Source organism: Kribbella amoyensis (assembly GCF_007828865.1).
GTDB lineage: Bacteria > Actinomycetota > Actinomycetes > Propionibacteriales > Kribbellaceae > Kribbella > Kribbella amoyensis.
In genome coordinates this window covers 4,384,559-4,397,680 of the sequence record NZ_VIVK01000001.1, presented here as the reverse complement: position 1 = coordinate 4,397,680, position 13,122 = coordinate 4,384,559, and the positions used below count along the sequence as shown (strand labels likewise).

12 protein-coding genes and 2 tRNA genes are annotated in these 13,122 nt (G+C 68.9%); 5 read left to right on the top strand and 9 right to left on the bottom strand.

Going from position 1 to position 13,122, the window contains the following annotated elements; genetic code table 11:
- Positions 1 to 6 precede the first annotated feature (6 nt).
- Positions 7 to 876: an exodeoxyribonuclease III gene (locus FB561_RS20820; RefSeq protein WP_145809108.1), complete on the bottom strand. Its 870-nt coding sequence runs from the start codon at positions 874 to 876 to the stop codon at positions 7 to 9.
- A 211-nt stretch (positions 877 to 1,087) separates the two neighbouring features.
- On the opposite strand from FB561_RS20820, the gene FB561_RS20815 reads away from it, so the two are divergent.
- Positions 1,088 to 1,831, top strand: coding sequence for a GAF and ANTAR domain-containing protein (locus FB561_RS20815; protein WP_145809107.1), 744 nt, complete (start codon positions 1,088 to 1,090; stop codon positions 1,829 to 1,831).
- On the opposite strand, the gene FB561_RS20810 is transcribed toward FB561_RS20815, so the two are convergent.
- From FB561_RS20810 to FB561_RS20795, 4 genes are all read right to left on the bottom strand, one after another.
- Positions 1,828 to 3,750, bottom strand: coding sequence for a SpoIIE family protein phosphatase (locus tag FB561_RS20810; RefSeq protein ID WP_145809105.1), 1,923 nt, complete (start codon positions 3,748 to 3,750; stop codon positions 1,828 to 1,830). The genes FB561_RS20815 and FB561_RS20810 overlap by 4 nt on opposite strands.
- A gap of 200 nt (positions 3,751 to 3,950) precedes the next feature.
- Positions 3,951 to 4,613 (bottom strand): formylglycine-generating enzyme family protein, encoded by a 663-nt coding sequence (locus FB561_RS20805; protein WP_145809104.1) that lies wholly within the window; start codon positions 4,611 to 4,613, stop codon positions 3,951 to 3,953.
- Between the two features lie 73 nt (positions 4,614 to 4,686).
- Positions 4,687 to 4,759, bottom strand: a tRNA-Asn gene (locus tag FB561_RS20800).
- Positions 4,760 to 4,874: 115 nt separating this feature from the next.
- A complete protein-coding gene (locus FB561_RS20795) occupies positions 4,875 to 5,345 on the bottom strand; it encodes a hypothetical protein (RefSeq protein WP_238334941.1) in 471 nt (156 codons plus the stop codon).
- Between the two features lie 133 nt (positions 5,346 to 5,478).
- Here FB561_RS20795 and FB561_RS20790 point away from each other — a divergent pair.
- A tRNA-Ile gene (locus FB561_RS20790) sits at positions 5,479 to 5,552 on the top strand.
- A 158-nt stretch (positions 5,553 to 5,710) separates the two neighbouring features.
- On the top strand, positions 5,711 to 6,901 hold the full coding sequence (locus FB561_RS20785; RefSeq protein WP_145806691.1) for an IS481 family transposase: 1,191 nt from the start codon (positions 5,711 to 5,713) through the stop codon (positions 6,899 to 6,901).
- Between the two features lie 156 nt (positions 6,902 to 7,057).
- Here the strand turns inward: FB561_RS20785 and FB561_RS20780 are convergent, their stop codons facing one another.
- Both FB561_RS20780 and FB561_RS20775 read right to left on the bottom strand, forming a co-directional pair.
- On the bottom strand, positions 7,058 to 7,732 hold the full coding sequence (locus FB561_RS20780; RefSeq protein ID WP_145809097.1) for a hypothetical protein: 675 nt from the start codon (positions 7,730 to 7,732) through the stop codon (positions 7,058 to 7,060).
- Between the two features lie 185 nt (positions 7,733 to 7,917).
- Positions 7,918 to 9,063 carry a glycerol dehydrogenase gene (locus FB561_RS20775; protein WP_145809095.1) on the bottom strand — a complete coding sequence of 382 codons (1,146 nt, stop codon included), beginning with the start codon at positions 9,061 to 9,063 and terminating at the stop codon, positions 7,918 to 7,920.
- A 277-nt stretch (positions 9,064 to 9,340) separates the two neighbouring features.
- Here FB561_RS20775 and FB561_RS20770 point away from each other — a divergent pair, with 277 nt between their 5' ends.
- The gene (locus FB561_RS20770; protein ID WP_145809093.1) at positions 9,341 to 10,135 is read left to right on the top strand and encodes a nucleotidyltransferase domain-containing protein; all 795 of its coding nucleotides are present in this window, start codon (positions 9,341 to 9,343) and stop codon (positions 10,133 to 10,135) included.
- Positions 10,136 to 10,195: 60 nt separating this feature from the next.
- On the opposite strand, the gene FB561_RS20765 is transcribed toward FB561_RS20770, so the two are convergent.
- Together FB561_RS20765 and FB561_RS20760 are read right to left on the bottom strand one after the other, a co-directional pair.
- Positions 10,196 to 11,032, bottom strand: a complete 837-nt coding sequence (locus FB561_RS20765; RefSeq protein WP_145809092.1) for an alpha/beta hydrolase — start codon at positions 11,030 to 11,032, stop codon at positions 10,196 to 10,198.
- Positions 11,033 to 11,333: 301 nt separating this feature from the next.
- Positions 11,334 to 12,149, bottom strand: coding sequence for an alpha/beta fold hydrolase (locus FB561_RS20760; protein WP_170284729.1), 816 nt, complete (start codon positions 12,147 to 12,149; stop codon positions 11,334 to 11,336).
- A gap of 140 nt (positions 12,150 to 12,289) precedes the next feature.
- Here FB561_RS20760 and FB561_RS20755 point away from each other — a divergent pair, with 140 nt between their 5' ends.
- Positions 12,290 to 13,081 (top strand): class I SAM-dependent methyltransferase, encoded by a 792-nt coding sequence (locus FB561_RS20755; RefSeq protein WP_145809089.1) that lies wholly within the window; start codon positions 12,290 to 12,292, stop codon positions 13,079 to 13,081.
- Positions 13,082 to 13,122 lie beyond the last annotated feature (41 nt).

The window sequence follows — 13,122 nt, the reverse complement described above, 5'->3', positions numbered from 1 at the left end:
GGCGGCTCAGCGGTTCTGCGGGAGCTTGGTGGTGCGCTTACGCGTGGTCCGCGGCGCCGACGGGGGTGGTACGACCGGACCGAGGTCGCCGTCGGGAGCGACGTCGAGATCGACGATCACGGGCGCGTGGTCGCTCGGTCCGGTGCCCTTGCGGGCCTTGCGATCGATCCACGCTGCCTTGACCCGCCCGGCCACCGGGTCCGACGCGAGCATCAGGTCGATCCGCATCCCGAGGTCCTGGTGGAACATGCCGGCGCGGTAGTCCCAGTAGCTGAAGACCCGCTCGTCCGGCCACCGGTCGCGGACGACGTCATGCAGTCCGGCGCTCGCCATCAGCTCGGTCAGCGCCTTCCGCTCCGGCCCGGTGACGTGCGTCGACCCGACGTACGCGGCCGGGTCGAACACGTCCGCGTCGGTGGGTGCGATGTTCATGTCGCCACAGACGATCTGCTCGCTCGGTCCGGCGCCGACGACCTCGGTCAACGCGGCGAGCCAGGCGAGCTTGTACTGGTAGTGGTCCGAGTCCGGCACGCGCCCGTTCGGTACGTAGAGGGAGTGCACGCGGATCCCGCCACACGTCGCCGCGACCGCCCGCGCCTCCGGCTTCGGGAATCCCGGCGCACCGGCGACCCCGGTGACGACGTCCTCCAGCCCGACCTTGGACAACAGGGCGACGCCGTTCCACTGGACCTCGCCGGACAACGCTGTCTCGTACCCGCGCGCGGTGAGCTCCGCTCCGAGCAACGCGGTGAACGCGTCGTCGGCGAGCTTCGTCTCCTGCAGGCAGACGACATCCGGCTGCCGCTCGTCCAACCACCCGAGCAACCGCGGCATCCGCTGCTTCACCGAATTCACATTCCAGGTCGCTACTCGCACCCGACCTACGGTAGCCCGGGTAGGGGACGAAACCGGGCGAGTACGGAGCCGGTCCTCTCGATCGCGGAAAGATTGTGTTGCGACTTCCCTGGAGGTGGCGTGTCCCTGCGATCCGTGCCACGGTGGACGGAGTCGCGGTTCCCCTCGGGCGGTCGTCGCGGGCCATCAGGCAGTGGCGTCCGAAACATCCGCGGCGGAGAGCCGACAGCTCATGACGCTCACACGGAAAGACCCGCTGTCGCCGACCCAACTGGCGCAGCTGGCCGCCGACCTGCACGCCTGTCCCGATCAGACCCACACCGAAACCGCCGCCGTCGAAGCGGCGGCCGCCTTGCTCGGCTCACCGGTCGGGCTGGTGATGACCCACCGGCGACAACCGGTTGCCGTCACGGCGACCGACCCTGGCCTGCACGCGGCGAACCTCGAGCAGATCCGGCTCGGCGAAGGCCCCGCACTCGATGTCCTGCTGCGCCAGGCCAACCAACCGACCGCGGCCGACCTGGTCGTCGACTCACCGTGGCCGGCCTGGTCACCGGCGGCGATCGAGCTCGGCTGGCGCAGCGTGCTCGGCGCCCGCCTGACCAGCCGGAACAAACACGTGATCGGGGCGCTGATCGTCGCCGATCCCCGGCCGGACATGTTCGGCCCGGCCACGATCCGCGCGACCGGGCTGCTCGCCGCGCACGTCACGGTCGCGCTGGACGCCGCCCGGATCCTCGACAACCTCGAGCTCGCCAGTGACAGCCACGGCCTGGTCGGGCGCGCGGTGGGCATCCTGATGGAGCGGTTCAACCTGGACAGCGAGCAGGCGTTCACCGTGCTGCGCAGGTACTCGCAGGACACCCAGACGAAGCTCAACCAGGTCGCGGCCCACCTCGTCGACACCCGACAACTCCCCGACGACCACGTACCGCGGACCCGCGCCGGCTGGCCCAACAGCAGACCACCGGACTAGCCGGAGCCGTTCATCGTCGTGTGCGGCAAGGCGGTCAGCACCATCACGTGATGCGCCGGGCTGCCCGCCGGCGCCTGCAGGATGATCCTGTTCCCGTTGCTCCCGGCCCGGGCGACGGCGTCGAACAGCACCTGGACCCCGGCGCTGGCCAGGTGCGTAACGTTGCCTAGGTCAACGGTCACCGGACGGACGGCGTGCCGTGCGACGCGGCGCAGGACCCGGTTCAGCTCGGCGGCGCTGCCGATGTCGACCGGCCCGCTCACCGCCACCGTCGGTCCGTCGACGGCGACGGTGAAGCCGTGGCCCGGTCCCCGCACCGGCCTGGCCGCGACCCGGCTCGTCCGGCCCGGACGGCTCACCCGTTGCTCGATGACGACCTCGGTCCCGGTCTCTCCGTGGTCGACGGTGAGTCGCTCGACCATCGACCCGGCCATCGCCAACCCGCGTCCCCCGGGCCGCTCCCCCGGCTGCCGCCAGGTCCCCTGGTCCGCCACCGTTACGCGGACCACCCCGTCGGTGGTGAGCCGGACGTCGAGCGCTACGGGTCCCGCTTCGCCCGCGTACGCGTGCTCGACCACGTTCGAGGTCACCTCGAGGACCGCGTGCTCCAGCCCGATCATCGTGGCGAAGTCGATCTCCAGTTCGTGCAGCCACCGATCCAGCTCGACCCGCCAGCCCCCGACCGTCCGCGTGGTCGCCGTTCCTTCACGATGCAGCGGCTCGATCGGCGGACAGCGGTGCGCGACGAGCAGGGTGACGTCATCGCTGTGCCCGGTGACTCGGGTGATCAGCTCCATCGTCTGCTCTGCGACGCGCGCACTGGTCCGAGCGGGCCCCGGCAAGGCGAACGCCTTACCGGCCGCCGTCTGGGTGGCCGCGCTGAGTAGGTCCACGGTCGCCTGCTTCGCCGTACGCGCCGGCCGCTCGACCAGGCCGTCGCTGTAGAGCAGGAGGACGTCCCCGAGGTCCAGGTGCTCACTGACGGACACGTACTCACCGGACGACGCCAGCGGCCGGCTCCCCGGTGCGAAGAGGAAGCGGGCGGCACCGCCGTCCCCCGGGACCACCATCGGAGGCGGATGCCCGGCGGAGCAGTACGTGAGGGCGCCGCTGCTCGGGTCGATCACGGCGACGCAGACGGTCGCGGTGGTCGTCGCGCGGGTCGTGGTGGCGAACCGGTCCAGCCGTTCCACCGCGGCCAACGGATCCGCGGTCTCCAGCAGGAACGCGCGCAGTACGGCGCGGAGCTGGCCCATCGCGGCAGCCGCTCGCACTCCGTGACCGACCACGTCCCCGATCACCAGACCGACCCGGCCGCCGGGCAGCGGGATCGCGTCGTACCAGTCGCCGCCCGCCGCGTTGTCCGCCTCGGCGAGCAGGTACCGCGCGTCGATGTCGAGCCCGGGAACCACGGGCAGCCCGGTCGGCAACAACGCCTGCTGCAGGGTGCCCGCGATCTCGCGAGCGGCCAGGATCTGCCGCCGGAACCCCTCGGCGTCCAACTCCGCCTGCCGCTGCTCCAGCACGTACTCGGTGACGTCCTGTGCGACCGCGGCCACGCCCCGGATCCGCCCGTCGGGGTACCGCCACGGACTGAGGACGAAGGTCATGTACCGCTCGACGAACCCGCCGTCGGCGGTGGGGAGCTGGATCCGCCACTCGGTCCCGGTGTACGGCTCGCCGGTCCGCAGGACGTCCTCGAGCCGCTCGAAGTACGTCTGCCCCTCCGCCTCCGGGAACACCTCGCGGACCGAGCGGCCGATCGCGTCCCGGCCGCCCAGGTTGGCGAGTGCCGCCGGATTCGGCGCGACCATTCTCAGCTCGGGTCCCTCCAGGCCCATCAGCAGCACCGGCAGCTGGTCGTAGAGGGACCCCACGGTCGCCGGTCGCTCGGCGTCCTCCGGTTCGGTTCCGGCCATCGCACCCCTCAAGCCGCATCGTGGGGACGACACCAGACAACACTCCGCACCCGCCTCGGCTCAACCCCTTGCACCACTTCGCCCCGGTACCCGCCGCAGCGCATTCCACCCATTACTTGGGGTATCGGCTGACCGGTGTGGACCGGTTTGCGTCGAACACGTTTGCCGCTGGCAACACAACCGGTTGCCCTCAGCCCGGGTCAGGCGGTGCGCGCGACCCGGAACCCGACATCGTCGATCGCCAGGGTCGGGTGACTCCGCCGCCGCACCGATGCACGGCAACTCCAGTGCTCGTCGTACCACCCGCCGCCACGCAGGACGCGGTAGCTGCCGTACACGTCGGGGTCGTACAGGTCCCAGCACCACTCCCACACGGTGCCGAGGAGATCGTGGAATCCCCACTCATTCGGCTGCTTCCCACCGACCTCGTGCACGCGCTCACCGGAGTTCGCCCGGTACCATGCGATGTCGTCGAGCCGGCCGTACCGCGCCCCCGTCGTCCCGGCCCGGCAGGCGTACTCCCACTCGGCCTCGGTGGGCAACCGGTACCCGTCGGCCGCCCGATCCCACCTGACATCGTCGGCCGCCAGCTCGTACGCCGGGACCAGGCCGGCCTGCTCGGACAGCGCATTGCAGTACCGGACCGCGTCCCACCACGACACCGACTCGACCGGCAATCGCCCACCGTCCGACGCACTCGGCCGATCACCCGTCACCGCGGCGTACTCGGCCTGTGTCACCGGATGGACGGCCAGCCGGTACGCCGCGAGCTCGACCGTCCAGGCCTGCTCGGTCCGCCGGTCCGACAACGTCACGCGGCCGGGTCCGACGAGACGCGTGGTGACGTCCAGGTGGGGGTCCATCGGAGGTGGTCCTCAGGGTGTGCGGGAACGAAGAAGGCCGGTTCCTGGTGTGGAACCGGCCTGTCTGTGATTGCTCCCGCGACTGGACTCGAACCAGTAACCTGCCGGTTAACAGCCGGCTGCTCTGCCAATTGAGCTACGCGGGATCAGTGGTGTTTCCTGCCCCCGATCCCCGAGGACCGGATTAGGTTAGCAGGCGGACGCCGAACTACAAAAACGGGATTCGGGCCCCCGGATCCGGCCGTCCAGGTGCCTGCCGGATCAGATTCCGAACTCCTCCCGGACCGCCCGCAACGCCCCCTCCGCGGCCTCGATCAGACCCGGCCGATCCGGCTCCAATCCCTTGTCCAGAACGAAGTTCCACGTCACCGCCGCGTCCCGCTCGGCCGGATTCCGCCGCCCGACGATCCGGACGCCCTTCTTCCCGACCAACGGCACGTGCCGCTGCACCAGCACACTCGCGTCGACCCGCTCCCGCAGCAGCTGCCCGAACCGGCCCGGGTCCTCCACCGCGAGCTCGGTCACGTTCAGCGGGGTACCGAACGCGGTGGTCTCGAAAACCCGGAGAACGGACGCGTCCGCGTCCCAAGCCGCCCGCTCGATCGCCTCCCACCCGACCCGCCGCAACTTGTCCCCGTCCGGCAGGAAGACCGCGGCCCGCGACCCGGCCACCCACCCACCATCGGCGAGCTGCACGGCCGCAAGCACCTCCTCCTTGCCACCAGCAGCCACCCGGACACTCTCGACAACCTCAGCAGGCCACGCAGTACGACGGAATCTCACCCCTCCATCCTCCCAGCCCACCCAACCGCCCCACCCCCGCCCCGTCCGATACCATCACCCAACCGAGCGTCACCAAAAGCAAGGGGCGGTAGCTCAGCCGGTCAGAGCAGAGGACTCATAATCCTTGGGTCGTGGGTTCGAGCCCCACCCGCCCCACCCCACAAATGTGCAGTCTCGCCTGATGATGGACAGATCCGTCTCGGGTGAGGCTTTCCACCGTCTCGGCTGATGGTTTACGCCGTCTCGGTTGATGCTTGACACCCACTCCCTGCTCGTTCTCGGCTTGATTGCTGAGGAGCAGAGGGGGTGGGCTGATGCTTCGGGAGCTCAGCGTGGTCGAGCAGCGATATCAGGCAGTTCTTGCGGTCGTCGAGGACCGGTTGTCGGTGACCGAGGCGGCGGCGAAGGTCGGGGTTTCGCGGCAGACGCTGCACAACTGGTTGCGCCGGTATGCCGAGCAGGGTCTGGATGGTTTGGCTGACCGGTCGCACCGCCCGGTGTCGTGTCCGCATCAGATGGCCGCCGAGGTCGAGGTGCGGCTGGTCGAACTGCGGCAGCTACATCCGGCCTGGGGTCCGGATCGGCTGCTGTATCGGTTGGGGCGCGACGGGGTGGAGCCGCTGCCGTCGCGGGCGGCGGTGGGCCGGGCGTTGGCCCGGCTGGGGCTGGTGGCCCCCGGGCGGCGGCGCCGTAGCCGGGACAGGGTGTATCGGCGCTGGGAGCGGGGCCGGCCGATGGAGCTGTGGCAGTTCGACGTGATGGGCGGCGTCTTGCTCAACGACGGTCGGGAACTGAAGGCGGTGACCGGCGTCGATGATCACTCGCGGTTCTGTGTCGCGGCCGGGCTGGTGGAACGGGCCTCGACCCGCCCGGTCTGCGCGGTGTTCGCGGCCGCGCTGGGCCGTCACGGGATCCCGACCCAGGTCCTGACCGACAACGGCAAGGTCTTCACCGGCAGGTACAACAGCCGTCCGGTGGAGGTGTTGTTCGACCGGATCTGCCGCGAGAACGGGATCGAACACATCCTGACCGCGCCGCGGTCACCGACCACGACCGGGAAGATCGAACGCTTCCACGGCACCTTGCGCCGCGAATGCCTGGCCGGGCGGACCTTCGCCTCGATCGCCCAGGCGCAGGCGGTGATCGACGCCTGGGTGCACGAGTACAACACCGACCGGCCACACCAATCGATCGGCCGCTGCACGCCGGCCGAACGCTTCGCCACCCGCGCCACCGACCCCGGCCCCGCCCTCGACCTGACCGCCCTGGCCGACCGACGCACCGGCACCGACTGGATCACCCGGCGCGTCGCCTCCAACGGCGTCGTCTGCGTCGCCTGGCAACAGGTCTCCGTCGGCAAACACCGCTACGGCGAACTCGTCGACGTCCATGTCACCGACCGAATCCTCGAGTTCTGGTCCGGCAACGACCTCCTCCGCACCGTCGTCCGCGAATCGAGAGGAGAAATCCGTAAGAAGCGGGCCGCCAAACCCGCCTCAACCTAACCAAAACCGTCAAGCATCAACCGAGCACCGCACGTCAACCATCACCCGAGACTGGACAGCCCCACCCCACAAACCCGCGTCTGCGGCCCGGATCAGGACCCATCAGGTGGTCCGGGGGTGCATCGCCGCGCGTCGGCCGGGGGTGGCGTTGCGGTGTCAGCCAAGCGCTCGAGGATCGCGGGGCGTGTTGGTCGTTGCTGGTGGGCGGCGTGGTGCCTCGCCGTGTCGGGCGGCCGCGTTGTTTTCGGTCTGCTGGGCGCCGCTTTTGTTGTCGAGGCCTCGGGTGGAGGCTGCGAGGTGAGCAGGTGCTTGGCCGGCACTGGCGAATCTGTCCGGCGAGACCTCTTCGGCGTAGGTCTGCTTCAGTTCGGCGCGCCCGATGATGTACGGCTTGGCAAGATCGAGTGACCCATCGGCCAGTACGGAGCAGGCGAATCGGCAATCGGCGGAACCGTACTGCGGCTCGCCCCACGGCGCGTTGATCCAGACCGGGCCACCGGTCGGGTTCTCGATAGCCCGGATCCGCCCCTTGGCCTGAAACACTCCCGGCTCGCTCGTGGCGTCGTAGAGTGCCTCGAACTTCTCCGGCTCGACGGCGTACTGCTCACCACCGGGGTTCTCCACCACCCAGTGCTCCGCCGGTGCCATCCGATCAGTCTCCCGCGTCCCATCCGCCAGCACCGTGGCCAGGGGTGTGTCCTGAGTGAGCTGCCATGCCTTCACCTTGGTCGTCTTGCGATATGTCCTGGCCTGGCTCGACGCGAATCGGCCGGCGTACTCCGACGAGGTCAGGTCGACGTAGGTGTGACCCCTGTGGTCCGGCTCAGTCATATTTGCGCCCTCGAGTGGTCGAATAATCCGGATAACGCTGTCGCAGCCCGGCGACCTGAGCGCACTTCCCGATCAGCTCAGCGAGTGCCTCCAGATCCGCAGCGCAAGGATTCCACGGCCGCAGGCCATCGCTGCCGAGACGACGCAGACGATGTCGAATTTGCGGTTCCCTCGAATCCCGTCGGTCAGTGACCTGCCACGTAAGGGACCGGGGCCGGCAGACCGGCGTCGGCACGAACCTGGACGGCGAACCGCTCGATCGAGGCGAGCGCACTCACGACGTCGTCGCTGGCGACGTCGAACGGCATCGAGTGGATCGTCTCGCCAGGCACGGTCGCGGCGGCGGCCACAATACGCAGCGAGTCGAGATCGTCGGCTCGGAGTCCGACCTCGGTGAGTGTGTTCGGCAGCCCGACCCGCGTGGTGAACTCGATGAACTCGCGGATGTCGCTGGTCGGCGCGCCCTCGAGAACGAGCTGGGTGACCGAGCCGATGTTGACCTTCTGTCCGTGCGCCAGACCGTGCGTGGCGCCGACAGCGGTCAAGCCGTTGTGGATCGCGTGCGCCGCGGCGAGGCCACCGGACTCGAAGCCGAGCCCGGAGAGCAGCGTGTTGGCCTCGATGACCTTCTCCACGGCGGGCGTCACCTGATGGTCCCGTACCGCGTCGATGGCCGGGAGCGCGTTATCCCAAAGGACCTGCCAACTCAGCTCGGCTAGAGCCGTTCCGGTGACGGTGGGCAGTCCCCCGGCCATCGTCTTCGAGCCCGACCGCGCGGTAGCACGCGCCTCGAGCCAGGTGGCCAGCGCGTCGCCGACGCCGGCGACCAGGAGCGAGACCGGCGCGTTGGCGACGACCTGGGAGTCGACGAGCACGAGGTCGGGGTTCCGGGGAAAGAAGCGGTACTCCTCGAACTCGCCGTCCTCGGTGTAGATGACCGACAACGCGCTGCACGGCGCATCGGTCGAAGCGACTGTCGGCACGTTGGCCCAACGGATGCCGGCCAGGTGCCCGGCGGCCTTGACAGCGTCGATCGTGCTGCCGCCGCCTGCGGCCACGACGATGTCGGCCTTGGCGTCCTTGATCGCGGTGACCAGCCGCTCAACCTCCTTGGCACTGGGGATGCCACGGAACTGCTCACGCTGAAACGGCAAGCTGGCGCTCTTGAGTGACGCCTCGATGTCGTGCCCGACGAGGCCCCAGACGAGATCGTCGGCGACGAAGAGCGGGGTCGAGCCCAGCTGCGCAAGGTATTCACCGATCGTATGAATGGCACCCTTGCCTTGTACGTAGCGACCTGGGCTGATGACAGTGCGAACGGTATTCGACATCTGATGCTCCTGCTGTTGGAGATGACTGCTGTCACACGACTGCTGAGGGACGTTAGGTCTCGAGGCAGAGCGGGTGGGAGGGGGTAGGAGTCTCAATATGAGACCGGCAGCGGTGTGCAGATGCGATTGCCGACTTCACTGAACCTTGTCAACCGCTGATTGTGCGGGTGTCGTAGACCAGGACCGTCTTCTCGTCCGTTTGCGAGGAATCGGGTTATGCCGGTTGCCTGACCAAGTGTTACGTTGATCTGCTTTGCTCCGACCGGAAGGAAAGCAGATGGACGTCCCCTCCCTGCACAGTCGGTTCCTCAGCGAGGCGCTTCCTCGGATCCGGCAGGATGCGCGCGTGGCCGGCGTGGCGATCACCGGGTCCATCGTGGGAGGCCGCCCCGATGTCTACTCGGACGTGGACCTGATCCTGGTCATCGATGACGAGGCGTACGACGCGGTCATGCGGGAACGGCTCGTGCTGATCGGCTCCTGGGCCTCCCTGGTGGCCGGATTCACCGGGGAGCATGTCGGCGAGCCACGCCTGATCATCACGCTCGTCGGGCCGCCTCTCCTGCACGTCGACTTCAAGTTCGTCCGTGCTTCCGACTTCGCCGAGCGGACCGAGGACCCGGAGATCCTGTGGGACCGGGACGCCGCCCTGGCCGGCGCCCTCGCCCGGCAGCCGCCAGTCACTGCGGCGTTCGACCTCCAATGGATCGAGGACCGGTTCTGGATCTGGGTGCACTACGGCGCGACGAAGCTCGGCCGCGGCGAGCTGTTCGAGACCATCAGCTTCCTCACCTACCTGCGCGAGACTGTGCTCGGCACTCTGGCCGCCCGCCGGGTGGGCGCGATCCCCCGTGGCGTACGCCACCTGGAGGCCATCGCGCCCGAAGAGGCGCGCGACCTTCAGGCGACGCTGTGCGGCTACGACCGCCACGAAGCCGAACGGGCGCTCCTCGCGACCGTCGATCTCTACCGCCGATGGTCCGATGCCGATGGAGCGATCGTTGAACGGCGCCACCGCGCCGAGAAGCTCGCCATGCAGTACCTCCACGACGTCATCGATCAAGACCGCTGACCGAAGCTGGCTGACGACGCGAGGGAACCGGCAGCGTGAGCAAGCGTGCTCGTGCTGCGGCTAGGTTCTTGCGTTGCGCACCGCCCAGTCGAGCGAGTAGTCCGCCACCTCCTCCCAGCCGTCCTGGGAGAAGGTGGAGTGGGAACGGTCGGGGTACTCCTTGAGCTCGGTGAGCGCGCCGGTCTTCTTCTGGATCTTGTAGGCGGCGCGGGTCGAGACCGCGGGCACGGTGTGGTCCTTGCCATTGGCCAGGAACAGCAGCGGCGCGCGGCTCGAGTTGTGCCGGTTGACCCTCGTCACCGCGTGGGGCGTGAAGTTCGCAAGCGCCGCCTCGAAGAGCGGGCGCCCCGGCCCCGGTACCGCGAGCCTGTCGTAGATCGGCCTCGACTCCTCGAGCGTGCGCGTGTTGGTGAAGCCGTAGTGGAACTCCTCCGGCGTGAGCATCACGGTCCGGTGGCGATTGGCCGGGTTCTTCAGCGCCACCGACGCGACCTTGGCCTGGGCGACGGGCAGCACGTACACGCCGTGGATCTGCGCCGGGCTGATCGCCACGGCCGAGGCGCCGAGGCCGCGATCCAGCAGGAGCTGCGTGATGAGGCCACCGAACGAGTGGCCCATGATGATCGGCGGGGCATCGAGACCGCGGATGATCCGGTCGTAGTGGTCGGTGATCTCCTTGACCCCGAGCCGCTCGTACCTGAAGGTGTTCAGGCGAACCTCCTCCACCGTCCCCTCGAGCCCCGGCCAGGCCGGTGCGAGCACGGTGTACCCCTTCGACTCGAAGCGCTGCTGCCAGCCTTCCCAGCTGAGCGGCGTGAGCCAAAGACCGTGAATGAGGACGATGGTCGGCTTCTGCGCCGCCGGGGTGGCGTCGGCGTCGGGTGGGTTCGTGGTCATGAGGCTCCGATCCAGGGTTCCCGCCCAGACTGGTCCAGTCCGCCGGGACAGGCATCACCCGGTACGGATGAGACGACGCGCAACCGCGTCGGCCGGACGCAGCGCGAACGGCTGCTCCGGTGGCTTGCCGTGCTTCTCGCTGACTTGGACACGCTCCCGGGGGCCTTCGGCAACCGTTTCAGGCCGGACGCCTTCCAGGTCATCGGCGACCACCGGCGAGGGCACGGGCGGACCGCCGAACGAGGTCGGTGAAGCTCATCGCCTGTGCGGGACACACCACCAGGTCGCCGTGCGCGGTTCCCTAGGTCAGCTCGCAGACGTGTGGTCGGAGTGCTTTGGCGAAGGGTTGGGGGTCGGCCAGGTAGGCCATGTGCCCGCCGGGCAGTTCGACGAGCGGGGTGTCGAGGTGGTGAGCGAGCCACTCGGCGGCCTCATAGCGCCAGTGGCCGGCTGCTTCCGGATCTCTGTTCGTCGCACCGGCTGTCACCACGCGCGGTATCCGGATCGACCTGAGCTCGGCGGGCGAGGGATCGTAGGTGAGGTAGTGGTCGATCTCGATCCCCAGCAGAACATCCGCATTCCCCAGCAGCCGGTCACGGAGCTCGCGGTCGAGCGACGCGTACGCCTCGTCGCCCATGACGCTGCGGAGGAACAGCTCGGTCGCGAGCCTGGGACCGCCCTGGGCGAGACCTTCGTCCACCAGTTTCCTGCGCCCGGCCCGGACCTGGTCGATGGTGGACACTCCCGAGGGAAAGGGCGGCTCGTGGAAGATCGCCCCACGCAGTACGTCGGGGTGGCGCAGGCACAGGGCGGCCAGGATTCCGGCGGCCGCGCTGGTACCGAAGGCGACGGCCGGGGTCAGCTCCAGTACGGCTAGCAACTCCGCGGCGTCGTCGGCCTGCTCGAGCATCGTGGTTGTGGTCCAGTCCGCGGGGCGCGGGCTGCGCGAGTTTCCCCTGCGGTCGTAGGTGATGACTGTGTACTCATCGGCGAAGGCGTCGGCGATCCCGGTCCAGTGACCGGCATCGCCACTCGCTCCGGAGATGAACAGGACCGCCGGCCCGCTACCACGACGCTCGTAGTACAGCCGTGCACCGTTGACGTCCGCCCAAGCCATTCGCATCACCGCGCCCGTCCATCATCCCGTCTCGGTCCGACGGCCACCTGGACGGCTAATTTCGTTGAGCCCGCACCCGTGATCGTGTTGGCTGGCGGCTCCGAACTGTCGGTACCGCTTGCTGGAGCAGGGAGTTGAACGTGCCGGACGATGTTGTCGACCCCGGTGCCCACAATCGGGCGGCCTGGGACAAGTACGTCCAGGCGGGGAACGAGTGGTCGCGGCCGGTGAGTACCGAGGAGGTCGAGCGCGCCCGCAGGGGCGACTGGTCGATCGTCCTCATCGGGCGTGAGCCGGTCGACCGGTCCTGGTTGCCGGCGGACCTGACCGGCAAGGACGTGTTGTGCCTGGCCTCCGGTGGTGGTCAGCAGGGTCCGATCCTCGCCGCGGCCGGAGCGCGGGTCACCGTGTTCGACAACTCGCCCCGCCAGCTCGGCCAGGACGAGATGGTGGCGGCGCGCGACGGGCTCGAGCTGCGCACCGTCCTGGGTGACATGCGTGACCTCAGCGCCTTCGGCGACGCGGCGTTCGACGTTGTGTTCAACCCGGTCTCGAACGTATTCGTCCCCGACCTGGCGCCGGTGTGGCGTGAGTGCTTCCGCGTCCTGCGACCGGGCGGAACTCTGCTCGTGGGCTTCCTCAACCCCGATGCGTACCTGTTCGACCACGAGGCCCTCGACGAGCGCGACGAGCTGATCGTCGTGCACAAGCTGCCGTACAGCGATGTGACTCAGTACTCCGCTGAGGAACGCGCCGCGAAGTTCGGCGCGGACGCCGCTCTCGAATACAGCCACACCCTCACCGACCAGCTCGGCGGGCAACTGGCCGCGGGATTCGTCCTCACCGGCTTCGCGGAAGCACCGGACCACGCCAACGCATCCGCCCAGTACATGTCGAACTACTTCGCGACGCTGTCGGTCAAACCAGCCTGACCGGCCCGTGAATCAGACCAGGACGCCGTCCGGGCCGAGCC